Origin of the sequence: Rhodomicrobium sp. R_RK_3 (genome assembly GCF_002198715.1) — a bacterium.
In the GTDB taxonomy this organism is placed as follows: domain Bacteria; phylum Pseudomonadota; class Alphaproteobacteria; order Rhizobiales; family Rhodomicrobiaceae; genus R-RK-3.
The window spans coordinates 1-23,857 of sequence record NZ_MWLK01000003.1 but is presented as its reverse complement, the minus strand read 5'-3'; the positions used below and the strand labels follow the sequence as shown (position 1 = coordinate 23,857).

Annotated in this window: 15 protein-coding genes; 3 read left to right on the top strand and 12 right to left on the bottom strand. The window is 66.5% G+C overall.

Annotated elements, in window-relative coordinates; genetic code table 11:
- Positions 1-3: 3 nt before the first annotated feature.
- Positions 4-3,183: a multidrug efflux RND transporter permease subunit gene (locus BLEFHOIH_RS01300; RefSeq protein WP_088342698.1), complete on the bottom strand. Its 3,180-nt coding sequence runs from the start codon at positions 3,181-3,183 to the stop codon at positions 4-6.
- 24 nt (positions 3,184-3,207) lie between these two features.
- Complete coding sequence (locus BLEFHOIH_RS01295) at positions 3,208-4,398, bottom strand: efflux RND transporter periplasmic adaptor subunit (RefSeq protein ID WP_088342697.1); 1,191 nt, start codon at positions 4,396-4,398, stop codon at positions 3,208-3,210.
- Between the two features lie 267 nt (positions 4,399-4,665).
- On the opposite strand from BLEFHOIH_RS01295, the gene BLEFHOIH_RS01290 reads away from it, so the two are divergent.
- Both BLEFHOIH_RS01290 and BLEFHOIH_RS01285 read left to right on the top strand, forming a co-directional pair.
- Positions 4,666-6,117, top strand: a complete 1,452-nt coding sequence (locus tag BLEFHOIH_RS01290; protein WP_088342696.1) for an acetamidase/formamidase family protein — start codon at positions 4,666-4,668, stop codon at positions 6,115-6,117.
- Positions 6,118-6,209: 92 nt separating this feature from the next.
- Complete coding sequence (locus BLEFHOIH_RS01285) at positions 6,210-6,518, top strand: putative quinol monooxygenase (RefSeq protein WP_088342695.1); 309 nt, start codon at positions 6,210-6,212, stop codon at positions 6,516-6,518.
- Between the two features lie 49 nt (positions 6,519-6,567).
- On the opposite strand, the gene BLEFHOIH_RS01280 is transcribed toward BLEFHOIH_RS01285, so the two are convergent.
- The 9 genes from BLEFHOIH_RS01280 to BLEFHOIH_RS01240 all read right to left on the bottom strand — a co-directional run bounded on the left by BLEFHOIH_RS01280 (position 6,568) and on the right by BLEFHOIH_RS01240 (position 15,733).
- A complete protein-coding gene (locus BLEFHOIH_RS01280) occupies positions 6,568-8,154 on the bottom strand; it encodes an FGGY-family carbohydrate kinase (protein WP_088342694.1) in 1,587 nt (528 codons plus the stop codon).
- Between the two features lie 12 nt (positions 8,155-8,166).
- Positions 8,167-8,844 (bottom strand): HAD family hydrolase, encoded by a 678-nt coding sequence (locus BLEFHOIH_RS01275; protein WP_088342693.1) that lies wholly within the window; start codon positions 8,842-8,844, stop codon positions 8,167-8,169.
- Complete coding sequence (locus tag BLEFHOIH_RS01270) at positions 8,844-9,620, bottom strand: glucose 1-dehydrogenase (RefSeq protein WP_088342692.1); 777 nt, start codon at positions 9,618-9,620, stop codon at positions 8,844-8,846. The genes BLEFHOIH_RS01275 and BLEFHOIH_RS01270 overlap by 1 nt, the downstream gene beginning before the upstream one ends.
- 13 nt (positions 9,621-9,633) lie before the next feature.
- Positions 9,634-10,410 (bottom strand): L-iditol 2-dehydrogenase, encoded by a 777-nt coding sequence (locus tag BLEFHOIH_RS01265; protein WP_088342691.1) that lies wholly within the window; start codon positions 10,408-10,410, stop codon positions 9,634-9,636.
- Positions 10,407-11,405, bottom strand: a complete 999-nt coding sequence (locus BLEFHOIH_RS01260; protein ID WP_088342690.1) for an ABC transporter ATP-binding protein — start codon at positions 11,403-11,405, stop codon at positions 10,407-10,409. The genes BLEFHOIH_RS01265 and BLEFHOIH_RS01260 overlap by 4 nt, the downstream gene beginning before the upstream one ends.
- Before the next feature lie 10 nt (positions 11,406-11,415).
- Positions 11,416-12,246: a carbohydrate ABC transporter permease gene (locus tag BLEFHOIH_RS01255; RefSeq protein WP_088342689.1), complete on the bottom strand. Its 831-nt coding sequence runs from the start codon at positions 12,244-12,246 to the stop codon at positions 11,416-11,418.
- Positions 12,247-12,249: 3 nt separating this feature from the next.
- A complete protein-coding gene (locus tag BLEFHOIH_RS01250; RefSeq protein ID WP_088342688.1) occupies positions 12,250-13,122 on the bottom strand; it encodes a sugar ABC transporter permease in 873 nt (290 codons plus the stop codon).
- A 180-nt stretch (positions 13,123-13,302) separates the two neighbouring features.
- Positions 13,303-14,616: a sugar ABC transporter substrate-binding protein gene (locus BLEFHOIH_RS01245; protein WP_088342687.1), complete on the bottom strand. Its 1,314-nt coding sequence runs from the start codon at positions 14,614-14,616 to the stop codon at positions 13,303-13,305.
- A gap of 157 nt (positions 14,617-14,773) precedes the next feature.
- Entirely contained in the window at positions 14,774-15,733 is a 960-nt protein-coding gene (locus tag BLEFHOIH_RS01240; RefSeq protein ID WP_088342686.1) for a sugar-binding transcriptional regulator, read from the bottom strand.
- Positions 15,734-15,983: 250 nt separating this feature from the next.
- Between BLEFHOIH_RS01240 and BLEFHOIH_RS01235 the strand changes: the two genes are divergently transcribed.
- Positions 15,984-17,024, top strand: a complete 1,041-nt coding sequence (locus tag BLEFHOIH_RS01235; protein ID WP_245296822.1) for an alpha/beta fold hydrolase — start codon at positions 15,984-15,986, stop codon at positions 17,022-17,024.
- Positions 17,025-17,330: 306 nt separating this feature from the next.
- Here BLEFHOIH_RS01235 and BLEFHOIH_RS26015 read toward each other — a convergent pair whose 3' ends face one another.
- Entirely contained in the window at positions 17,331-23,480 is a 6,150-nt protein-coding gene (locus BLEFHOIH_RS26015; RefSeq protein WP_125461535.1) for a hypothetical protein, read from the bottom strand.
- Positions 23,481-23,857: the final 377 nt, after the last annotated feature.

Below are 23,857 nucleotides of genomic sequence, written 5' to 3'. Positions count from 1 at the left end.
GCCTTATTCCGCCGGAGCGGGTGTCGGGGCTGGCCCCGGCGCCGGCTGCGGCTTGCGCCTGAGATTGGCGAGCCAGCGGCTGATGACGTAGAACACCGGCGTGAAGATCAGGCCGAACACCGTCACGCCGATCATGCCCGAGGCGACCGCCGTGCCGAGCGTCTGGCGCAATTCCGCGCCCGCGCCGACCGCCCAGACCAGCGGCACCACGCCGAAGATGAAGGCGAGCGAGGTCATCAGGATCGGCCGCAGCCGCAGCCGCGCGGCCTCGACGGCGGCGGTCCGGCTGTCGCGCCCCTGATCCTCGAGCTGCTTGGCGAATTCGACGATCAGAATGGCGTTCTTCGCCGCAAGGCCGATCAGCACGATGAAGCCGACCTGGGTCAGGATGTTGTTGTCCTGGCCTCGCAGCAGCACGCCGGTGATCGAGGCGATCAGGCACATCGGCACGATCAGGATGACCGCCAGCGGCAAGGTCAGGCTCTCATATTGCGCCGCGAGCACCAGGAACACGAACACCACCGCCAGGATGAAGGCGAAGGTCGCGGTATTGCCCGCCCGGATCTGCTGGAAGGCCAGCGTCGTCCATTCGTAGCTGAAGCCCTGCGGCAGGGTCTCGGCGGCGAGCTGCTGCATGGTCTGGATCGCCTGCCCGGCCGAATAGCCGGGGGCAGCCGCGCCGTCGAGCTCGGCGGCGGGGTAGAGGTTGTAGCGCGGCACGCGGTAGGAGCCGGAGATGTCGCGCAAGGTCGTGAAGGAGCCGAGCGGCACCGTCTCGCCCGCCGAATTGCGGACGCGGATCTTCAGCACGTCCTTGGGGTCGAGCCGGTAGGCCGAATCCGCCTGCGCCGTCACGCGGTAGGTGTGGCCGAGCAGGTTGAAGTCGTTGACATAGGTCGAGCCGAGGAAAGTCTGCAAGGCCGCGAACACATCGCCCATCCGGACGCCGAGCAACTGTACCTTGGTGCGGTCGATGTCGAGATAGAGCTGCGGCGTCGAGGTCTCGAACAGCGAATAGACCTGGGCGACGCCGGGCGTCTGCGCGGCGCGAGCCGTCATGGCCTGGACGGCGCCCTGCAGCGCCTCCGGCCCTAGGCCGCCGCGATCCTCGACCATCATGCGGAAACCGCCGGCATTGCCGATGCCGCGCACGGGCGGCGGCCGCACCACGACGATGAGGCCTTCCTGGATCGAGGAGAGTTTCTGGGTCAGCGTCGCCTGCAGCGCCGCCGCCGATTGCTGCGGGTTTTTCGCACGCGCCTCGAACGGATCGAGCACGACGAAGGTGGCGCCGGCATTGGGGGCATTGGTGAAGGTCGCGCCGGAGAAGCCGACGATGTTCACGGCATGGGCGACGCCCGGCACGTTCAGCGCCGTATCGACGATGCGCCGGTTGACCGCGTCGGTGCGGGCGAGCGCGGCGCCGCCGGGCAATTGGGTGACGACGATCAGATAGCCGGCATCGAGCTGCGGGATGAAGCCGCCCGGCGCCTTGCGGAACTCGTTGAGGCCGAAGGCGATGATGCCGGCATAGGCGATCAGCATCAGCACGGCAAAGCGGACGAGCCGCCCGGTCAGCCAGCCATAGCCGAAGGACAGCTTGTCGAAGGCCCAGTTGAAGGCCCTGAAGAAGCCGGTAAAGGGCTTTTCCCACCAGCGGCTCGGGCGATGCTTGTCGCTATGCGGCTTCAGGAGCAGCGCGGCCATGGCGGGCGAGAGCGTGAGCGAGACGACCAGCGAGATGATCGTCGCGCCGGCGATGGTGAGGGCGAATTGCCGGTAGAACTGGCCGGAAATGCCGGTGATGAAGGCCGCCGGCACGAACACCGCGCACAAAACCAGCGAAATGGCGATCAGCGCCGCGCCGACCTCATCCATGCTCTTATGCGCGGCTTCGCGCGGCGACAGCCCGTTCTCGATATTGCGCTCGACATTCTCCACGACGACGATGGCGTCATCAACCACGATGCCGATGGCGAGGACGAGGCCGAACAGCGACAGGTTGTTCAGAGAGAAGCCGAACAGCCCCATGAAGAAGAAGGTGCCGATCAGCGATACGGGAATGGCGACGATGGGGATGACGGCGGCGCGCCAGGTCTGCAGGAAGATGATGACCACCAGCACCACGAGCAGGATGGCCTCGAAGATCGACTCGTTCACGGCGTCGACCGACTGCTGGATGAATTCGGTCGGGTTGTAGACGATGGTGTATTTCAGCCCGGCCGGAAAATCCTTCGACAGTTGGTCCATCTGCGCCTGCACCGCCTTGGCGGTCGCCAGCGCGTTGGAGCCCGGCCGCTGGAAGATGCCGAGGCCGATGGCCGGATCGCGGTCGAGATAGGAATTGGTGGTGTAGTCGAGCGCGGCCAGCTCGACGCGCGCGACGTCCTTCAGCCGCACCACGGCATTGTCGGTCTGCTTGACCAGGATGTTGGAAAACTCGGCCGGGTCGGCGAGGCGGCCGAGCGTCTGCACCGCAACCTGGAAGGCGCGCGGATTGTCGACCGGCGGCTGGCTCAGCACGCCGGAGGCGACCTGCACGTTCTGCGCCTGGAGCGCGGCCACCACATCGTTCGAGGTCAGCCCGAGCGACTGCATCCGGTCCGGATCGAGCCAGATGCGCATGGAATAGTCGCGGCTGCCGAAGACGGTGATCGAGCCGACGCCGTCGACGCGGTTCAGGACGTCGGTGACCTGGACGTTGGCGTAGTTGGAGATGAACAGCGTGTCGCGCGACTTGTCGGGCGAATAGAGATGCACGACCATCATCAGGTCGGGCGAGGCTTTCGCCACCGTCACGCCGATATTGCGCACATCCGCCGGGACGCGCGGCTGGGCGATGGCGACGCGGTTCTGCACCTGCACCTGGGCGATGTCGAGATTGGTGCCGAGCTCGAAGGTCACGGCAATGGCGAAACGCCCGTCACCCGTCGAATTCGACGAGATGTAGAGCATGTTCTCGACGCCGTTGATCTGCTGCTCGAGCGGGGCGACGACGGTCGCCGCGACCACGTCGGCGCTGGCGCCGGGATATTGGCCGGTGACGTTGATGACGGGCGGCGCGATCTCGGGATATTGCGCGACCGGCAGCCGGCCGAAGGACACAGCGCCAAGGATCATGAAAACGATCGAGACCACCGCGGCGAAGATCGGGCGGTCGATGAAGAAATGCGAAATGCGCATTTGGCGGGCGCTCCGTTGCTTGCGCTAATTCGTCTGGGCTTTGGCGGCACCCGCCGAGGCGGGTGCGGGGGCCGGCGCGCCTGCCTCCTGCGGCGTGACCTTGGCGCCGGCGCGGGCCCGCATCAGCCCGTTGACGATGACGCGGTCATCGGGGGAGAGGCCTGCCGTAATCACCCGCATGCCGTCGACGACCGAGCCGAGCGTCACATATTTCGAGCGCACGACATTGTCGGCATCGACCACCAGGACGATCTTGCGTACCTGCTCGGTGCCGATGGCGACATCCGGGACCAGCAGCGATTCGACGGGCGGGCCGGCAGGCAACTGGATGCGCGCGAACAGGCCCGGCGTGAAGCGCCCGTCGGGATTGGCGAATTCGGCGCGGCCGCGAATGGTGCCGGAGGTCTGGTCGATGGTGTTGTCGATGAAGTCCATCTTGCCTTCATGCGTGAAGGCCGTCTCGTCGATCAGCCGGAGCTTGACCGGCAAGGCGACGCCGCGGCTCGCCGAGCCGCCATCCTTGGCGGCGCGCGTATAGCGCAGATAGGAGGCTTCGTCGAAGGTGAACTCGAAGCGGATCGGATCGGTCGAGACGATGGTGGCGAGCAGCGTGGTGCCCCCGGTGCCGCCGGTCACCAGATTGCCGATGGAGACGCGGCGGTCGCCGATGCGGCCCGAAACCGGCGCGCGCAATTCGGTGAAGTCGAGATCGAGCTGGGCCTGCCGGATGGCGGCCTCCTGCGCCGCGACCGATGCCTCGGCGACGGCTTTCGCCTGCGTGCGCTGGTCGTAGGTCTGCTCGGTGATGGTGCTGCCGCGGACGAGGTTCTGGCCGCGCGCCAGATCGCTTTGCGCATAGGCCAGATTGGCTTGCGCCTGGGCGAGACCGGCCTGGGCCTGGAGCAGGCTGGTCTCGAACGGCCGCCGGTCGATGGTGAAGAGCAGATCGCCCTTCTTCACGAGTTGGCCGTCCTTGAAATGGATGGCGTCGAGATAGCCGGAGACGCGGGCGCGTACTTCGACCGAATCCACGGCCACGAAGCGCCCGACATATTCGTCCTGCTCGGTGACGAGCTTCTTGACCGGCGTGGCGACCGTCACCTGCGGCGGCGGCGGCGCGGGGCTCTGCGCGGTCGGCTGGCTGTCATTGCAGGCCGCCAGCGCGAGCACCGCGCAAAGCGGCGCCAAGGCGCGCGCCGATATCAATCGTGTCATAGGATTCCCGAATTGGTCAGGCCGAGGCCCCGGCGCGATATGGGCATTCGGCCACGTCCATAGCCAGATGCGCTCGCACGTTTGTGAACGAGCGGATTATATAAGCCACGAAGTAGCTTAACCGGTGGTCAAATTGCCGCGCTTTTTGTCTATCGCCGCCGCTGCCTTGAAATAAGGCAGCATCCCGCTGGCACGAAGCTTGCTTGTTGTAAGTAATGGCTGATTTCCGAGGGGGCCTAAATCGGGGCCGTTACAGAGGAGCGGAACATGTGCAGAGGTGATGATGCGTCCTGCCCGGATTTCGATGAACATGCCCGGCAGTTCAAAGGAGAGCTGGATGCGGAGCGGCGCAGCTTCCTGAAATCGGGATTTGCGGCGACCAGCGGCGCGGCGGCGCTGGCCTCGGGCGGGATTTCGCTGGTCACGCCTGCCTTGGCGCAGGCCTCGCGGGACAATCAGCCGGCCAAGCGGGCCTACCACTATCTGCCCGCCACCGCCGAAACGGTTCATTGGGGCTATTTCAGCAAAACCCTCAAACCCCGCGTGGAAATCGACAGCGGCGATTTCGTCACCATCGAAACGCTCACCCATCACGCCGCCGACGATCTGGAGCGCATGGTCAAGGGCGATCCGGGCGCGGAAAGCGTTTACCTGTGGACCAAGGATAAGAAGGGCGTCAACCGGCGCGGCGCGGGGCCGATGGATGCCTCGATCCACGGACGCGGCGCGGGCGAAGGCTTCGGCGTCCACATCATGACCGGCCCGGTCTATGTGCGCGGCGCCGAGCCGGGCGACATTCTGGAGGTGCGCATCATTGACGTGGCGCCGCGTCCTTGTGCAAACCCGGATTTCAAAGGCAAAAGTTTCGGCAGCAATGCCGCCGCCTGGTGGGGTTTTCATTATAAGGATCTGCTGACGGAGCCGAAGCCGCGCGAAGTCATCACGATTTACGAAGTGGACACGACCGGCAGCCGCAACTGGGCGCAGGCGGTCTATAATTTCCAATGGGTGCCGCAGACCGATCCGTTCGGCGTGGTGCACAAGACCATCGACTATCCCGGCGTGCCCGTCGATCACGCCAAGACCAAGCGCAATTACGACATTCTCAAAGGCGTGCGCATCCCGATCCGCCCGCATTTCGGCACGCTCGGCCTTGCGCCGAAGGAGGCCGAATTCGTCGACACCATTCCGCCCAGCTACACCGGCGGCAATATCGACAATTGGCGCATCGGCAAGGGCGCCATCATGTATTACCCGGTCGCGGTCGAGGGCGGGCTGCTGTCGGCCGGCGACCCGCATGCCAGCCAGGGCGACAGCGAACTATGCGGCACAGCCATCGAATGTTCGCTGACGGGCACCTTCCAGCTCGTGCTGCATAAAAAGGCCAATCTCGCCGGAACGCCGCTCGAAAAGCTCGACTATCCGATGCTGGAGACGCAGAACGAGTGGCTCGTCCACGGCTTCAGCTTCGCCAATTATCTCGCCGAACTCGGCCCGAGCGCGCAGAGCGACATCTACACCAAATCCTCCGTCGACCTCGCCCTGCGCGACGCGTTCCGCAAGATGCGCGCCTTCCTGATGACGACGAAGGGGCTCACCGAGGACGAGGCGATTTCGCTGATGTCGATCGCGGTGGATTTCGGCATCACCCAGGTCGTCGACGGCAATTGGGGCGTGCACGCGATCATCCGCAAGGATCTGTTCGCCGGCACCGTCTGAACGGCGGCCCCGGTGCCTGCGCAATTCCGCTGCACCGGGGCGGCGCGCCGCGTTAAGATGCCTCGCAAACTGAGAACGCGAGGAAACGGTCCATGCTCCATGTCGTCGCCATCATCACCACCAAGCCCGGCAAGCGGGACGAGGTCCTGGCCATCTTCAAGGAAAACCTTCCCGCCGTCCTCGCGGAAAAGGGCTGCATCGAATATGTGCCGGTGATCGATGTCGATGGCGGCCCGGATCACCTGACCCGCATCGGCCCCGACAGTTTCATGGTGATCGAGAAATGGGAATGCGAGGTGACCCTGATGGCCCACGCCGCGTCCCCGCACATGGCCGCCTATGCGGCGCGGGTGAAGGATTTGGTGGTCTCCCGCGCCATCCACGTTCTCGCCCCGGTTTGATGTCATTCCCGCTTTCGCGGGGATGCCAAAAAAATCGTGCTGTGAACGGTCAGCCGCCCCCGAGCCGGTCCAGCCTGCGGCGCTGGTCGTGCATCTCGAGAAAAATGCGGTAGTCGCGGTCGAAGCGCTCGCTGGCGGCGGGGTTCGGGGCGCGGCTGCGGCCCTTCAGACGCATGCCGCCCGCCGCTTGGCCGAGGCCAGGGTAGAAACCGGCGGCGGTCGCGGCGACCATGCCGGTGCCGAGCAGGACGGCATCGCCATCGGCCTCGATGACGGTGCAGCGGGCGGCATCGGCGTAGAGCTCCATCAGCAGCGGGTTCTTCAGATGACCGCCGGTGACGTGCAGCGTGTCGATGCCGTAGCCGCGCGCGTTCAGCGTCTCCAGGATGTGCCGCACGCCGAGCGCGATGCCGACCGCCGAGCGCCAATATAGACGGCACAGGCTGTCGAAGCTCGCGTCCAGGGTTAGCCCGCTGATGACGCCGACCGCCTGCGGATCGGCGAGTGGCGAGCGGTTGCCGTGGAAATCGGGCAGCACATGCAGGCGGCCGCCAAGGTCGAGCCCTTCGGCGCGGCGCAATTCCATCACGCGGTCGACAATGCGCTTATGCATGGCAGCGTCGGGCGTGCCGCCCGCGCCGTGCCAGCGGATGATGTGGTCGAGGAGCGCGCCGGTGGCGGACTGGCCCCCCTCGTTCAGCCAGCAATCCGGCAGCACCGCGCCGTAATAGGGACCCCAGACGCCCGGCGTCGGACGCGCCTCGGCGGAGAGCGCCATCACGCAGCTCGACGTGCCCGCGATCAGCGCCAGATGCCGGTCGAGCCCTTGCGGGTCGTCCGCATAGGCGCCGAGCACGCCGAGCGCCCCGGCATGGGCGTCGATCAGCCCGACGCCGACTCGGGCATGGACGGTAAGCCCAAGCTCATCCGCCGCGCGCGGCGTCAGGGGGCCGAGGTCCTGGCCGATGGGGCTGGGCCGCTCCGGCAGCCGGCCGCGCTCCACCATGTCGGGGATGCCGACGCTGGCGAAGAAATCCTGCTGCCAGCCGGGCTCCTCATGGCCGAGATAGGCCCATTTGCAGGTCAGCGTGCATTGGGAGCGGGCAAGCGACCCGGACGCCTTCCAGGTCAGGAAATCGGCGAGGTCGAAGAAATAGCCCGCCTGCGCCCAGCGCTCCGGCAGATGGCGGCGCAGCCACATCAGCTTCGGCGTCTCCATCTCCGGCGACATCACGCCGCCGATGAAATCGAGCACACGGTGGCCGGTCGCGGTGCATTCCTCCGCTTCGCCAAGCGCGCGGTGGTCGAGCCAGACGATGGTGTCCCAGCGCCTGCCGCCTTCGCGCGAGACGCTGAGCTGGCCGCCGTCGCGGTCGCGCAGCACCAGCGAACAGGTGGCGTCGAAGCTGATGCCGGCGATGCGCGCGCCATCCGCCTTGGCCGCCGCCAGTGCGCCCCGCACCGCCGCACAGACCGCCGCCCAGATCTGCTCGGAATCATGCTCGGCGTGATTGGTCTCCGGCTGGTGCATGTCGATCGGATGTTCGGCGCGTCCGAGCAACCGCCCGGAGTAATCCAGCACGCCCGCCCGCGCGCTTCCCGTCCCGACGTCCACTCCCACGACGAGGTCTCGCATGACGAACCCCTTTTATTTTTCCGCCCATCCGCGCAGCAGCTCCGGCAAGTCGGCCATCCGCTCGAAGACCCGATCGGGCCCCAAACTCTCGATGAACCGGCGATGGGCCGGCGCCTGCGCGTGGCTTCCTCCCGTAAAGGCAAAGACCGGCATCCCTGCCCGCTTCGCCGCATCGACGCCCGCTGGGCTGTCCTCGATCACGATACAACGGGCAGGCGCGATGCGCATCTCCCGCGCGGCGTGCAGGAAAAGATCGGGCGCGGGCTTGCCATGCGTGACCATCGAGGCGCTGAAAATATGGTCGCCGAAAAACGGCCGCAGCCCCGTCACGTCGAGCGACAGGCGGATGCGCTCCGGCTGGCTGGATGAGGCGACGCAGAATGGCAGCGCGAGCCCGGCAAGCGTCTCGGCGACACCCGGCACGGGCTGCAATTCCCGCCGGAACAGCGCGTAAAGCCGCTCGCGCATCCGGTCGAGCGCATCGCTGCCCAGATCGACGCCGTAATCGTCGCGCAGCGTATCGGTGGTGCTGGCGAGGCTGCGGCCGAGGAAGCTTTCATAGCCCTGCGCCACGTCAATCACCGCGCCGGCTTCGGCGATGGTCTCCAGCAGCACGCGCATGGACAGCGGCTCGCTGTCCACGAGCACGCCGTCGCAATCGAAGATGATCAGCCCAGGAGGCAGCGCCATCACCAGCAGCAATAGCCGCCATCGGCGAGCACGATGGCGCCCGTCATCAGGCTGGCGGCGTCCGAGGCGAGGAAATGCACCACCGAGGCGATCTCGTCCGGCTGGCCGACCCGCCCCATCGGCGTCATCTCCAGCCAGGTCTTGTACATTTCCGGATTTTCCTTGATGCCGAAGGCGGTCAGCGGCGTCTCGATATAGGTTGGGGCGACGGCATTCACGCGCACGCCGCGCGCGCCCCATTCGGCGGCCAGCGAGCGCGTCAGATGATGCACGGCGGCCTTCGAGGCGTTGTAAAAGCTCTGCGGCTGCGGCTTGTTGACGATGAAGCCCGACATCGAGCCGATATTGACGATCGAGCCCTTGCCTTGCGCCAGCATCTCGCGGCCGAAGGCGCGGCAGCACCAGAACAGCCCGTCGACATTGACATCCATGTGATGCCGCCAATGCGCGTCGCTGGTGTCCTCGGCGCGGACGTCGCTCACCGCCACGCCGGCATTGTTGACGAGAATATCGACCCGGCCGTGGTCGCGCAGCACGGCGGCGGCGACCCGGTCGACATCGGCGGATTTGGTGACGTCGAGCGCCGTGCCATGCGCGTCGATGCCGAGGGCCCGCAGCGCGGCGACGCTCGCCTCGACCCGATCCGGCATCAGCTCGGCGACGACGACCTTCGCGCCCGCCTCTCCCAGCGCCTGCGCGCAGGCGGCGCCGATCCCCTGCCCTCCGCCCGTCACCACGGCGACGCGGCCATCCAGTTTCAGCTTGTCCAGATACATGGTGTTCTGCCTTTCAGCTCATCCAATTGCCGCCATCGACATTGTAGGTCTGGGCGACGACGTAATCGCTCTCGGCGCTGGCGAGGAAGATCGCCATGCCGGTCAAATCCTCGGCCCGCGCCATGCGGCCGATGGGCACCGCCGCGCCGACGAGGCGCTTCTTCTCGCCGAGCGGGCGGTTCTCGTATTTTGCGAAAAGCGCATCGACGCCGTCCCAATGCTCGCCGTCGACGACGCCGGGGGCGATGGCGTTCACATTGATGCCGTAGGCGATCAGGTTGAGCCCGGCCGACTGGGTGAGGCTGATGACGGCAGCCTTCGTCGCGCAGTAGACCGCGACCAGCGCCTCGCCGCGGCGGCCCGCCTGGCTCGCCATGTTGATGATCTTGCCGCCGCGCCCCCGCGCGATCATCGAGCGGGCGGCGGCCTGCATGGTAAACAGCGTGCCGGCGACATTGACGGCGAACAGTTTGTCGTAGCTGGCGCGGGTGATGTCGGCGATGGGCGCAAGGTCGAACAAGGCGGCGTTGTTGACGAGGATGTCGATGCCGCCCACCTGCGCCTCGACGCTGCGCACGGCCTCGTTGATCGAGGCTTCGCTGGTGACGTCGAGCGCGACGGCATAGGCGCCCGCGCCGATCTGCGCCGCCGTTCCCTCGGCGCGCGCCACGTCGACATCGCCGATGGCGACGGTCGCGCCCTCGGCCACGTAAGCCTTGGCGAAGGCCGCGCCGATGCCGCGCGCCGCGCCGGTGATAAGGGCCGATTTGCCTGCCAGCCGCCCGGTCATAGCGCCTCCCCTCCCGCGCCGAAGCGGTGGATCTTGTCCGGCCGCGGCGTCAGATAGACGGTCTCGCCGTGATTGAGGCCGAACTCGCCATTGGCGCGCGCGGTGATCTGGCCGATGCCGTCGGCGCGCACATGCAGGAAGGTGTCGGAGCCCAGATGCTCGGCGATGCCGACCGTGCCTTTCCAGGCGCCGCTATCGGTCGACAGCGTCAGATGCTCCGGCCGGACCCCGACCGTTTCCGCGCCGAGCTTCTTCGCCTCCGCGCCATTGACGAAATTCATGCGCGGCGAGCCGATGAAGCCGGCGACGAACAGATTGGCGGGCGTGCGGTAGAGGTCGAGCGGCGAGCCGACCTGCTCGATGCGCCCCGCATTCAGCACCACGATGCGGTCGGCCATGGTCATCGCCTCGACCTGATCGTGGGTGACGTAGATCATGGTTGTCTTGAGCTGATGATGCAGTTCGCTGATCTCGAGCCGCATGTTGACGCGCAAGGCGGCATCGAGATTGGACAGCGGCTCGTCGAACAGGAAGGCTTTCGGCTCGCGCACGATGGCGCGGCCGATGGCGACGCGCTGGCGCTGGCCGCCCGAGAGCTGGCGGGGCTTCCTGTCGAGATAGTCGGTGAGGTTGAGGATGCGGGCGGCATCGGCGACTTTGCGCGCGATCGTCGCCTTGTCCTCGCCCGCCATCTTCAGCGGAAAGGCGATATTGCCGAACACGCTCATATGCGGATAGAGCGCATAGGACTGGAACACCATGGAGAGGCCGCGCTTGGCGGGCGGCTGGCCAGTCATGTCAGCGCCGTCGATGGTGATCATGCCGCCGGTGACGTCCTCCAGCCCGGCGATCAGGCGCAGAAGCGTGGACTTGCCGCAGCCGGAGGGGCCGACGAAGACCACGAACTCGCCGTCGCCGATGTCGAGATCGACCCCCTTGATCACGGCATGGCCGGCGAAATGCTTGGCGACGTTCCTGAGGCTGATGCTTCCCATGGTGATCTCCCTACTTGACCGCGCCAAAGGTCAGGCCGCGCACCAATTGGCGCTGCGAGAACCAGCCCATCACCAGGATCGGCGCGATGGCGAGCGTCGAGGCGGCGGACAGTTTTGCCCAAAACAGCCCTTCCGGGCTCGAATAGGAGGCGATGAACGCCGTCAGCGGCGCGGCGTTGGCGGCCGTCAGGTTCAGCGTCCAGAACGCCTCGTTCCAGGCGAGGATGATGTTGAGCAGGAGCGTGGAGGCGATGCCGGGAATGGCCATCGGCACCAGCACATAGACGATCTCCTTGCCGAGCGAGGCGCCGTCCATGCGGGCGGCTTCCAGGATGTCGGCGGGAATGTCCTTGAAATAGGTGTAGAGCATCCAGACGATGATCGGCAGGTTGATCATGGTGAGGACGATGACGAGGCCGAGCCGCGTGTCGAGCAGGCCGGTGTCGCGGTACATGAGGTAGATCGGCAGCAGCACGCCGACGGGGGGAAGCATCTTGGTCGAGAGCATCCACATCAGGATGTCCTTGGTGCGCCGGGTCGGCGAGAAGGCCATCGCCCAGGCGGCGGGGATGGCGATCAGGAGGCCGATCAAGGTCGAGCCGAAGGAGATGATGACCGAATTCGCCATGTGCTTGAAATAGTCCGAGCGGCTTTGCACTTCGGCGTAATTCTCGGTGGTCCAGTGGAAGAACAGGAAGGAGGGCGGGTTGGCGATGGCCTCGCCCTCGGACTTGAAGCTGGTCAGGAACGTCCACAGGATCGGGAAGAAGATGATGAGGCCGATGCTCCAGCCGATAGCCGTGAACACGAGCTTCCTTTGGGTGGTGACGGCGCGGGCCATGGCTCAGCTCTCCAGGTTCTTGCCGATCATGCGGATCAGGAAAATCGCGACGATATTGGCGAGGATCACCGCCACGATGCCGCCCGCCGATGCGCCGCCCACGTCGAATTGCAACAGCGCCTGGGTGTAGATCAGATAGGTGATGTTGGTGCTGGCATTGCCCGGCCCGCCCGATGTGGTGACGAGGATCTCGGCGAAGACGCTGAGCAGAAAAATCGTCTCGATCAGGATGACCACGGTGATGGCGCGGGCGAGATGCGGCAGGATGATGTAAACGAGCCGCGACAGGGCGCTGGCGCCGTCCATTTCGGCTGCCTCGCGCTGTTCCTCGTCGAGCGATTGCAGCGCGGTCAAGAGGATCAGCGTCGCGAAGGGCAGCCATTGCCAGGCGACGATCAGCGTGATCGAGAGCAGCGGCACCGAGGCGAGCCAATCGATAGGCTCCAGCCCGAGATTGCGGGCGAGCCAGGCGAACAGGCCATAGACCGGGTGCATCATCATGTTCTTCCAAACCAGCGCCGAAACGGTCGGCATGACGAAGAACGGGGCGACGACGAGCAGGCGCACGATGCCCTGGCCGTAAAAGGGCTGGTCGAGCAGCAGCGCCAGGAACAGCCCGCCGCCGACGGTAATGAGCAAGACACCGCCGACCAGCAGCAGCGTGTTGGTCAGCGCCGCGCCGAAGGCCGGGTCGGTGAGGAAATAGCGGTAGTTGAAGAGGCCCGCCCATTCCTCCATGCCCGGCATCAGGAGGTTGTAGCGCAGGAAGGAGAAATAGAGCGTCATCGCCAAGGGCACGATCATCCAGGCGAACAGCAGGATGACGGCCGGCGACATCATGAATCGGGCGGTGGTCTGGCTGTGCAAGGTCGCCATGAGAGTGCTCGCTTTTCGTAATCCCCGCGCAGGCGGGGACCCAGTAAAGGGCGCCATCAGCCGTCAGGCTCTGCCTGGACGCGGTCGCTGCGGCGTACTGGGTCCCCGCCTTCGCGGGGATGACATCGAGGTGTGAGCGGGCCGCCCGGGGCTGGGACCGGGCGGCCCTTCGGCGGAGCGCTATTTGATATAGCCGCCCTTGGTCATTTCGCGCTCGGTGAGCTGCTGCGCATTCTTCAGCGCCACATCCGCAGTCGCGGTCCCGGCGAGCGCCGCCGAGAATTGCTGGCCCACCGCCGTGCCGATGCCCTGGAACTCAGGAATGGCGACGAACTGCACGCCGGTATAAGGCACCGGCTTCACCGTCGGCTTGTTCGGGTCGGCGGCGTTGATCGAGTCCAGCGTCATCTTGGCGAAGGGCGCGGCTTCCTGATATTTCGCGTTGGCATAGAGCGACTTGCGCGTGCCGGGCGGCACGTTCGCCCAACCTTCCTTGGAGGCGACCAGCTCGGCATAGCCTTTGCCCGTCGCCCAGGCGATGAACTTTTCCGCCACGTCCTGCTTCTTGGTGCCGGCCGGGATCGCCAGCGACCACGCCCACAGCCAGTTGCCGCGCTTGCCGAGGCCGTTATCCGGCGCCAGCGCATAGCCGACCTTGTCCGCGACCTTGGATTCCTTCGGGTTGCTGACGAAGGAGGCAGCCACGGTCGCATCGATCCACATGCCGCATTTGCCGGACTGGAACAGTGCCAGATTTTCGTTGAAGCCGTTCGAGGAGGCGCCGGGAGGGCCGGCATCCTTCATCAGCTTGATGTAGAAATCGAGCACCTGCTTCCATTCCGGCTGATCGAATTGCGGCTTCCATTTCTCGTCGAACCAGCGCGCGCCGAAGGAATTGGCGGTGGCGGTCAGGAAGGCCATGTTCTCGCCCCAGCCGGCCTTGCCGCGCAGGCAGATGCCGTAGACTTCGCCCGGCTTGTCGGTGATCTTGCGGGCGGCATCGGCGATGAAATCCCAGGTCGGGGCGTCGGGCATTTTGAGCCCGGCCTTCTCGAACAGGTCCTTGCGGTACATCACCATCGAGCTCTCGCCGTAGAAGGGCGCGGCATAGAGCTTGCCGTCCCTGGAAAGGCCGTCGCGGATGGCGGGGATGAGGTCGTCGACATCGTAATCGGCGCCGAGATTGTCGAGGCCGACCAGCCATTTCTGCTTCGCCCAGATCGGAACCTCATAGGTGCCGATGGTCATGATGTCGTACTGGCCGCCCTTGGTGGCGATGTCGGTCGTCACCTTCTGGCGCAGGACGTTTTCCTCCATCGTCACCCATTCGACGGTGACGCCGGGGTTCTTGGCGGTGAAATCATCCGTCAGCTTCTGCATCCGGATCATGTCGCCATTGTTCACCGTGGCGACGGTCAGTTTGGTCTGGGCGAGCGCGCTTCCTGCCATCAGCAAAATGGAGCACGCGCCCAGGATCATGGGTCTGAGATGCATCGGCTTCCTCCCACCTAATTTTTTGAGCATTTGCTTAGGTTGAGAGCAATTACCCACCAGGAAAGCGCGGTCGTCAAGCCGGTTTCGATGCTGCGGCGCACAAGGATCGCCATGGCGCGGCGCGGCGAAAGCCGGGTTTTGCAAGCAAGTCAGACGGTTAACGCGGGCCGAGTAATTTTTCCGCCGTCCACTCATCCGTAATCAGGCCGCTGACCAGACGGCCGGTCACGGCGGCCTTGATGCCGGGGAGCTTGGCGCGGCCCTTGGCGATGGCGATGACGAGGCATTGCCCCGCCTTCGGGATCGGCGCGCTGGCGACGCGCTCATTGGTGAGGCCGGGGATCAGCCGCGCCTTGGCGTCGAAGGCCCAGCCGGTGATCTCGCCGACCGCGCCCGCCTTCTGCAGCGCCTTCAGCTCGGCGCGGCTGACGAAACCGTCCTCATGCAGCGGCGCGTTCGGCCCGAGATCGCCGACGCCGACAAAGGCGATATCGGCGCGCGCAGCGAGGGCGAGCGTGGCGTGGATCATCGGCTGGCCATGCAGCAAATCGCGCTCCTCGGGCGAGGAGGCGATCACCGGCAGCGACATCGGGAAATGCCGGGCCTTCACGACGTCCGCCATTGTGAAGATGACGCTGTAGAAGGCCGCCGAACCGTCCGGCGCGATATTGCCGGTCAGCGAGACGATCTTCTTGTGCGGCGCATCGATGGGCGGCAGCAGCTCGATGGCGGCTTTCAGCGTCCGCCCGGTGCCGATGCCGATGATGGTTTCCTCCGGCGACCTGAGCCGCCGCTCGATCTCCGCCGCCGCCGCATTGGCGACGCCGAGTACCGTGGACTCCGAGCCGGGATCGGTCGGCACCACCTCGACATAGTCGAGCCCGAAGCGTGTCTTCAGCCGGGCGGCGAGGTCGAGGCATTTGGCGATCGGGTGATCGAGCCGCACCTTGACCAGCCCCTCCGACACCGCCAGCGCCACGAGCCGCTGCGCCGATTGCCGCGAGATGCCGAGCTTGGCCGCGATCTCGTCCTGCGTATTGCCCGCGATGTAATAGAGCCAGCCCGCGCGCGCCGCGTCGTCGAGGCGATTGTCGCCGTTCTCCTTCCGCCTGCTCAAAGCCGGGCTCCGTGGCCGATGGTGACGCGAGTGCCTTGAGGGCGCCGCATCGGCCATTTGTCATATGTTCCGCCCCCCGCGCAACCATGCCGTGCGCGCGACGATGCCGTTGCCGCCCGGCCGTCTTGCAGGCATCATTTCGGATGCCGGCGGCAAAAGAGGCCAGCGCTCAAGCGATTGGCCCGGGCCGGCAAGGAACGTCATCAGGGAGGTTTGCATGAGAGTTTTCAGCAGGCGCTTGCGCCTGGGCATGTGCGTGGCCGTCGCACTCTTCGGATTCTCCGCCTCGGCGGCGGAATACCCCGCGCCCAAGCAAGCCGATTGGACGGCGCGCGATTTCCGCTTCCACACCGGCGAGGTCGCGCCCGAGCTGCGGCTGCATTACACCACGGTCGGGGAGCCGACGGGCGAGCCGGTGCTGATCCTGCACGGTACGGCGGGCTCCGGCACCAACATGCTGACGCCGGCCTTCGCGGGCGAGCTGTTCGGCCCCGGCCAGCCGCTCGACGCCAGCAAATATTACATCATCCTGCCGGACGCCATCGGAGCGGGCAAATCCGCCAAGCCATCGGACGGGCTGCGCGCGAAATTCCCGCAATATAATTACGACGACATGGTCGCCGCTCAGTACCGGCTGGTGACGGAAGGGCTCGGCATCAAGCATTTGCGTCTGGTGCTGGGCAATTCGATGGGCGGGATGCATGCCTGGATCTGGGGCGTCACCTATCCCGGTTTCATGGACGCGCTGGTGCCGATGGCCTCGCAGCCGACCGAAATGGCCGGGCGCAATTGGATGATGCGGCGGATGCTGGTCGATTCGGTGCGCAAGGACCCCGAATGGAAGGACGGCAATTACACCACCCAGCCGCGCGCGGTGCAGACCGCCAATGTCGTCTTCGGCATCGCCACCAGCGGCGGCTCGCAGGCCTATTACAAGGCGGCGCCGACGCGGGAGCTGGCCGACAAGCTGGTCGATGAGCGGGTGAACGCACCGTTCACCGCCGACGCCAACGACTTCCTCTACCAATGGGATGCCTCGCGGGACTACAACCCCGCGCCCGGCCTCGACCGCATCCAGGCGGCGGTGCTGGCGATCAACTCGGCCGACGATGAGCGCAACCCGCCCGAACTCGGCATCATGGAGCGCGAGCTGAAGCGCATCAAGGCGGCGCGTTTCTATCTCATTCCGGCGAGCGAGGACACGCGCGGGCACGGCACGACAGGCATCGCCAAATTCTGGAAGGCCCAGCTCCAGGAGCTGCTGCAGACGGCGCCGCGCGGGGCGATGTAGGCGGAAAAAGGGTACCGGCGCCGCGTCAGCCGCCGGTACCCAGGCTGCCTTCCGAGAGAGAGGAAGTGGAAGGGTTTTTCGCCCGCGCGCCGAGGAAATTTCGGGGCGCGGGCCGTTGGCTAATCAAGTGTCCCCGCCATGCCGCAGCCCGATTGCTTCTCCCTGGGGAGAGGGTCAGGGTGAGGGGTTGGTGCCTCACGGCTCGCTCACGAACCCCTCACCCGGCGCTCCGCGCCGACCTCTCCCAAGGGAGAGGTTGAGCTGCGGCAAGCGGAGGCCGTCTTGCTTTGGCCTCCTGATCTCCGCTTAGCTCAGCAGGTGGAAATCCGACTCCGTAATCACATTGGTGCCGGTGCCGGTGACGTTCAGCAAAAGGATGGTGTCCATCCCGTCGATGGTGACCTGCGTGTTCGCCCCCAGATCGACGATCTGCACATGCTGGTCGAAGTTTTCGGCGGTGATGCCGAGCAGATGCAGGTCCAGGAGATCCTGGCCGTTCGCTGCATTGGCGTCGAAGCCGGTGATGACATCGGCGCCGAAATGGCCGGGGCCGAAGACGAACATGTCGTTGCCCGCCCCGCCGTCCATCACGTCATTGCCCGCGCCGCCGATGATGGTGTCGTCGCCGCCCGCGCCGCTCAGCACGTCCGCCCCGGCGCCGCCGGTGATGACGTTGGCGATGTTGTTGCCGGAGCCGATGAAGGCGCCGGTGCCGCTGAAGGTCAGGTTCTCGACATTGGCGGCCAGCGTGAAGGAGGCGCTTGACGTCACCACCGTGTCGACGCCGCCGGTCGCCGTTTCGACGATGGTGTCGCCGCTATCGGCAAAGTAGGTGTCGTCGCCGGCGCCGCCCGCCAGCCTGTTGGCCCCGGCATCGCCCGCCAGCGTGTCGTTGCCCGAGCCGCCGGTGACGTTCTCGATGCCCGCGATCGAGCTGAAGCCCGAGGCGGTCCCGGCGGCAAGGTCGACGCTGACGCCGGCGGTCGAGGCGCTGTAGTTCAGCGTATCGACGCCGTCGCCGAGCGAGGCCGTGATCGATTCCACGCCCGTCACCGTGCCGCCCTCGAAGCCGGTGATGGAGATGCCATCGAAGATGACGTCGAGCACATCGGCGGCGGCGGTGCCGGTGATCTGCACGCTGTCAGTGCCGAGGCCGCCATTGATCTGGTCGGCCCCGTCGCCGAAATTGAAGATGAACATGTCGTCGCCGGCCCCGCCGGTAAGGATGTCGTTGCCGAGCCCTCCGGTCAGGATGTCGTTGCCGTTGCCGCCGTCCATGGTATCGACGCCCGCGCCGCCGAGCAGGACGTCATTGCCGTCGCCGCCCTGCATAGTATCGGCACCGGCGCCGCCGTCGAGCAGATCATTGCCGAGATCGCCGAACAGGATGTCGTTGCCGTCGCCGCCGAGCAGGGTGTCGTCGCCCGCGCCGGCATTGATGGTGTCGGCGCCGGCGCCGCCATCGAGCAGGTCGAGGCCGCCGAACCCGTTCAGCGTGTCATTGCCGCCGAGGCCGCTGATGGTGTCGTTGCCCTCCCCGCCGGTGAGCGTGTTGGCGGCGGCGGTGCCGGTCAGGGTGACGCCGGGGAAGCCCTCATTGGCGCCGTCGATGGTCAGCGTCAATGTGTTCGGCGTGGTCAGCGCGCCGTCGCTCACGGCGAAGCTGAAGATCGCGGTGTCGTGCTGGCCTTCGTTCAGCGGATTGAACTTCTCCAGCCCTGCGGCGGTGAGCGTCAATTGCGAGCCGCTCAGCACGAAGTCGGTGCCGAGCGTCAAGGTGACGCCGCCCGCCGTGACGACCGTGGTGGCGAGGCCGACGACGCTCAGCGCATCGCCGTCCGGATCGGTCGCGCCGGCCAGCAGATTGGTGCTGAACGGCCCATCCTCCGGCGTGCTGGCGACCAGCGCCGCCACATCGGGCGCATGGACGCCGATGGAGATGACATTGGTGCCGTTGTACTGGAGGATGGTATCGCCGTCCCGCAGCACGCCGCTGTTCACGGCATCCTGCACGGTGGCGAAATTGCTGCTGGCGCCGACCAGGATGAAGCGGTTGCCATCGACGATCTCGATGCCGACCAGCGTGTCGGTGCCTTCGACGGTGCCCGTCGTCACCACCCAATTGCCGCCGACGACCGAGAAATTGGCCGCCGTCAGCGGGCTGACCGTCTGGTCGAAGATCGCGGTGTCGATGCCGCCGCGCCCGTTCAGCAGGTCATTGCCGCCGAGACCGGCAAGCGCGTTGGCGCCCGCCGTGCCGAGGATGGTGTCATTGCCGAGGCTGCCCTCGGCGTTCTCGATCGTCCCCGCTTCGGAGGTAAAACTCACCACCTCGGTCAGCGTGTTGATAGTGATCCGGCCGATCAGATCCTCGACGCTGGCGTCGGTGAGCGCCGCCGCCGGCAGTCCGGCAATGTCGCCCGCCGCCGGCAGCACCACCGCATTGTGCAAGGGATCGCTGGTGATGATGCCCGATTGCAGGTCGATGGTGACGGGGCGCGATTCGCCCTTGTAGGAGATGGTGTCGATGCCGTCGCCGCCCGAGATGTAGTCGCGGCCATAGCCGCCCATCAGCAGGTCGTTGCCGGCGTCGGCGACGCCATCGCCCACCAGGAAGTCGGTGCCGGTGCCGCCGACCAGCACGTCATTGCCGCTGTCGCCGAACAGCGTGTCGTCATTGACGCCGCCGATCAGCACGTCGTTGCCCAGACCGCCATGCATGATGTCGGCCCGGTCGCGCCCGTCGATGATGTCGTCGAAGACGGTGCCGGGTTCGGCGCCGGCGGCGCCGCCCGCGTCGCGCTCGATCACCGGATCGATGGCGTTGTTGGTGTCGAGCACGCGGGCGCGGATATCGACATCCGTGGTGCCGTCCTGGGCGGTGTGGACCACCACGAACCGGCCGTCGAGCAGGCCGACCGTGGCGGAGGTGTCGCCCGCCGTCTGCCCCGTCGTGATGTCGAAGCTATGGCCGACCGCCTCGCCGGTGATGGCATAGCGCTGGCCATGCATGTCGTTCGCGCTGAAGCCGGTGCCGTCATCGCCGCGCCAGGTGACGATGATGTCCTCGGTGGTCTCGCCGACCGTGACGACGCTGTACTCGCTCGGCAGGGTGTCGAAATGCTTCAGCTCGAAGCTTTCGGGCGCGGCCCAGGTGACCGGGCCGGTGGTCTTGTAATAGGCGGCCATGATGTCGAAGCCGCCATCCGCGTCCGCCTGCACCCAGCTCACCAGAATGTCGGCTTCGCCGGCGGACAGGATCGTCGGGTTGGTGCCCGCGACGATGCCGTCGGGCGACATGAGGCCGGTCAGGTCGATGGCCATTTCCTGATGGCCGTCGACGGCGGAGATCACCGTGCCGCGCACGATCTCATGGCCCGCGCCATCGCCCTGCACCCAGGTCACCATCAGATGGCCGTCTTCGAGGCCCGCCGCGTGGACATTGCGGCCGACGATCGGGGCGAGCGTCGTGGGATCGGTGAGCACGGCGGGGCCGTCATTGCCGTCCGGCAGGCCGTCGAGGCCGAGCGCCACCGGCGCCTCGACCGTCCGCCCGTCGGCGGCGAGCGGCAGCACCCAGCGCTGCAGCGAGATATTGCCGTAGCCGGAGGCGTCGGCATTCTCGATCCAGACCATGGCGAACTGGTCGTCGAGCTCGATCGGATCGGTGGGATCGACCGGATTGTCGGCGACGGCGTCGCGCAGGCCGGTCACCAGGATGGAGAGCGAGGAATATTCGGTGCCGGCCGCGGCATCCGGATGCACCTCGAAGCCGCCGGGCGTGCCGAGCGGCAAGCCGACCGCGTCATAGGCCTGGGCGAAGAGATGCTGCTGGCCGCCGGCATCCTCGGACACCCAGGCGATGACGGGACCAGCGCCGGCCGCGTTGATGGCCGGGCTGACATCGGCGAGCGCATTGTTCACGACGTCGATCACCGCCGCCCCCGCCGCCGTGGGGATCGGGTCCATGAACTGATCGTAAATGGTCAGATGCAGCCCGACCGTGCCGTCGGCATTATGCGTCTGCCAGGCGGTGACGAAGGAATCCTCCGTCTTGGCCGCGATCGGGTTGTCCTGCACGCCGTCGAGCAGGCTTGCCGCGCCGGCGACGGCGAAGCCATTATCGGCCGTCTCCTGCGTCAGGCCCCAGCCGACCGGCGTCAAAACCGTTTCGACGCCCGCCGGATTGATGGGCGTGGTCTCCGGCGTGCCGGGATCGAGCGGGTTGGCGGGATCGATCGAGACATTGCCGGTCACCCGGGCGTCCTGATCGGGCAGATGGTAGAAATTTACGGAGTCGATGGTGACATGGGTGTCCGTCGACGGCGTCGTGCCATTATAGCCGAGATTGAACAGCGCGGTGGTGTCGCCGTTCAGGAACAGGAATTTCTCGACATTCGAGACGAGGTCGAGGCCGTCGAGATTGAGCGCGCCGCCCGCGCCGCCGCCGCCATTGCCGCCGCCGGGGCCGCCATTGCCACCACCACCACCGCCTCCGCCGCCACCCCCGCCGCCGAGCTGGTCGACGATGTTGTCGCCGTCATCGAAATGGGCGTCGACGATGGAATAGGAGCCGTCGCCATTGATCCAGATGGCGTAGTCGAGCGCATTGCCCTGGTAGACCGCCATGTCGGTATAATGCTGCGGCGAAGCGCCGAGCGTCGGGTCGTCGATATCGCCGGGCGTCGTCAGATCGCGGCCGCCATCGATGATGTCGTTGGCGCCGCCGCCGAAGATGACGTCATTGCCGAGACCGCCGAAAAGCTGGTCCTCCAGCCCCTCGCCCTTGTCGTAGCGCACGCCGGTGATGCCGCCGAGCGCCGGATCGGGCAGGTCGCCGATGATATGGTCGTCGCCATTGGTGCCGACGATGATGTCGGCGCGCACCTGGATGCGGTCGCCGGCGTCGAGGATGCCATTGCCGTTGATGTCGCGGATGCGGTCGCCCTGCAGGAACTGGCCGGGCTCGCGCAGATCGACCATGCGGGCGACGATATCGCCGGTCGCCTCGTCGAGATAGGTGATGATGGCGCGGTCGCTAATGGTGCCGGTGACGGAGCCGCCGCTCTGATTGCCCTCGGTCGTGGTGTTGACCGCGAAGGCGTCGCTATGGCCAAAGGTCTCGTTGGCGACGCCGGTCGCATTGCCGTCGACATGCACCGCGAACACGCCCGTGCCGTCCTGGTCGCCCGCCGTATAGGTGATGACGATATCGGGATTGTCCTCGCCCATGCCGCCGAGGCTGAACTGGCCGGTGAAGCTGTCGGGCAGCGGGATCGGGTCGAGCGGGATCGGCGTCCACCCATTGCCGCCCGGCAGCACCACGTCGCCGACGCCGGCATCCGGCGGCAGCGAGAAATAGGTGCCGTCGAGTTCGAGGCTGCCATCCGCCGCCGTGGCGACCCAGACGATGGCGAAATTGCCCGCGCCGAGCTGGACCACCTGCATGTCATGCGCATCGGCGACGGCGCCCGCCGGATGGGTGACGATGCCAAGCTCGGTTGCGAGCGCGGCGTTGGCCGCGTCATATTCGACCTGGGTGAGGCCGTTCAGCGTGTTGTCCGAAGGCACGACGACGCCGTTCGGCGGGAACAGATGCGCCTGGACGTTGCCGGCCTGATCGATCCAGGAGACCAGCGTATCGCCGGTATGCAGGCCGGTGACGACGGGATCGCGGCCGATGGCGGGATTGCCGTCGCGGTCGGTGAGCTGGATCGCGGCGTCGGTCGCCCCGCCCTGCGCGTCGATGGCGGCCTGGTCGAGCGGATCGCGGATCAGCGTCACCGGGTCCTCGACCTGCCCGTCGATGCCGGCGGCGGTCAGGCTGGTCGCCTGGCCATCGGCGTCGGGCACGATCTGGTAGCGCTGCAGCATGATCTGGCCGAAACCGGACGTGTCGCCCGGCACCGAGGCGACCCAGGCCACGTTGACGCCGGAGGCCGCCGCATCGACCAGATTGCCGTTTGGCGCGGTCACCTGCACATTGGTCGAGAAATCATAACCGGCGACCGACATGGAGTGATTGTTGAAGGCGGTGTTGTCGAAGCCGTCGCCGGCCTCCGCGCCGACCGTCACCAGGGTGCCGAAGGCGACGCCGCCCTCTGCCCCCAGCCCTTGCAGCTTGAGCTGCCCGAGCCCGCTCGATGAATCCTCCCAGGCGACGCCGAAGCCCGCGACGCCATCGGCCACCTGGACGTTGCTCTTGCCTTCGGCGCCCTCGCTGACGACGACGCGGCTGGCGACTTCGGCGGCGGCGACCAGCGGCTCGCCGAGAATGTCGAGGAACTGCACTTCGACGCCGGTGTCGGACAGCCACGCGACCAGCGGGCCGCCTTCAGCCGAGCCCGAGGCGATCGGGATCGAATTGTGCTGCGGCGTGCCTTCTGGCGTGACGCCCGGTTCGATGACGAAATCGAACGTGTTGTCGTTGCCCCAGCCGGTGATGTTCGTGACCATGTTCTATCCCCAGTGACCTTGACGCCACGGGAGGCGGGGGCCTCCGGGCAGCGTCGCCGCTTGTCCTATCCGAGGTTATGGAAGCATTCGGGCCGCGCCGGCCACAAGTGACGAAGGGTCGGATACCTAGGTCGCGCGGCCCATATCCAGTCGGCTACCCCGCGCCAAGATTTGGTCCGGGCGCGGCCGCCGGCACGGCCTCCGGGCCGGTCCGGGAAAAGGACGTGTGCAAATGATCGGCGCGGACGCGCACGGTCGGTTTGGACGCAAGCGACCCACTCCGCAGCCCAGTCCCCTCTCCCATGGAAGACCTTTGCAAAACTTCGATTCCTTCGCCCCGGCCGTTAGAGCCGGGGCCCACTCGCCTCTCCACTTGC

Bases quoted from the DNA above. Each gene is read 5' to 3' on its own strand.
- BLEFHOIH_RS01285 (WP_088342695.1), top strand. From the start codon at position 6,210: ATGCTCCATGTCGTCGCCATCATCACCACCAAGCCCGGCAAGCGGGAC.
- BLEFHOIH_RS01260 (WP_088342690.1), bottom strand. From the start codon at position 11,405: ATGGGAAGCATCAGCCTCAGGAACGTCGCCAAGCATTTCGCCGGCCAT.
- BLEFHOIH_RS01235 (WP_245296822.1), top strand. From the start codon at position 15,984: ATGTGCGTGGCCGTCGCACTCTTCGGATTCTCCGCCTCGGCGGCGGAA.
- BLEFHOIH_RS01270 (WP_088342692.1), bottom strand. From the start codon at position 9,620: ATGTATCTGGACAAGCTGAAACTGGATGGCCGCGTCGCCGTGGTGACG.
- BLEFHOIH_RS01250 (WP_088342688.1), bottom strand. From the start codon at position 13,122: ATGGCGACCTTGCACAGCCAGACCACCGCCCGATTCATGATGTCGCCG.
- BLEFHOIH_RS01295 (WP_088342697.1), bottom strand. From the start codon at position 4,398: ATGACACGATTGATATCGGCGCGCGCCTTGGCGCCGCTTTGCGCGGTG.
- BLEFHOIH_RS01275 (WP_088342693.1), bottom strand. From the start codon at position 8,844: ATGGCGCTGCCTCCTGGGCTGATCATCTTCGATTGCGACGGCGTGCTC.
- BLEFHOIH_RS01300 (WP_088342698.1), bottom strand. From the start codon at position 3,183: ATGCGCATTTCGCATTTCTTCATCGACCGCCCGATCTTCGCCGCGGTG.
- BLEFHOIH_RS01245 (WP_088342687.1), bottom strand. From the start codon at position 14,616: ATGCATCTCAGACCCATGATCCTGGGCGCGTGCTCCATTTTGCTGATG.
- BLEFHOIH_RS01255 (WP_088342689.1), bottom strand. From the start codon at position 12,246: ATGGCCCGCGCCGTCACCACCCAAAGGAAGCTCGTGTTCACGGCTATC.
- BLEFHOIH_RS01265 (WP_088342691.1), bottom strand. From the start codon at position 10,410: ATGACCGGGCGGCTGGCAGGCAAATCGGCCCTTATCACCGGCGCGGCG.
- BLEFHOIH_RS01280 (WP_088342694.1), bottom strand. From the start codon at position 8,154: ATGCGAGACCTCGTCGTGGGAGTGGACGTCGGGACGGGAAGCGCGCGG.
- BLEFHOIH_RS01290 (WP_088342696.1), top strand. From the start codon at position 4,666: ATGTGCAGAGGTGATGATGCGTCCTGCCCGGATTTCGATGAACATGCC.
- BLEFHOIH_RS26015 (WP_125461535.1), bottom strand. From the start codon at position 23,480: ATGGTCACGAACATCACCGGCTGGGGCAACGACAACACGTTCGATTTC.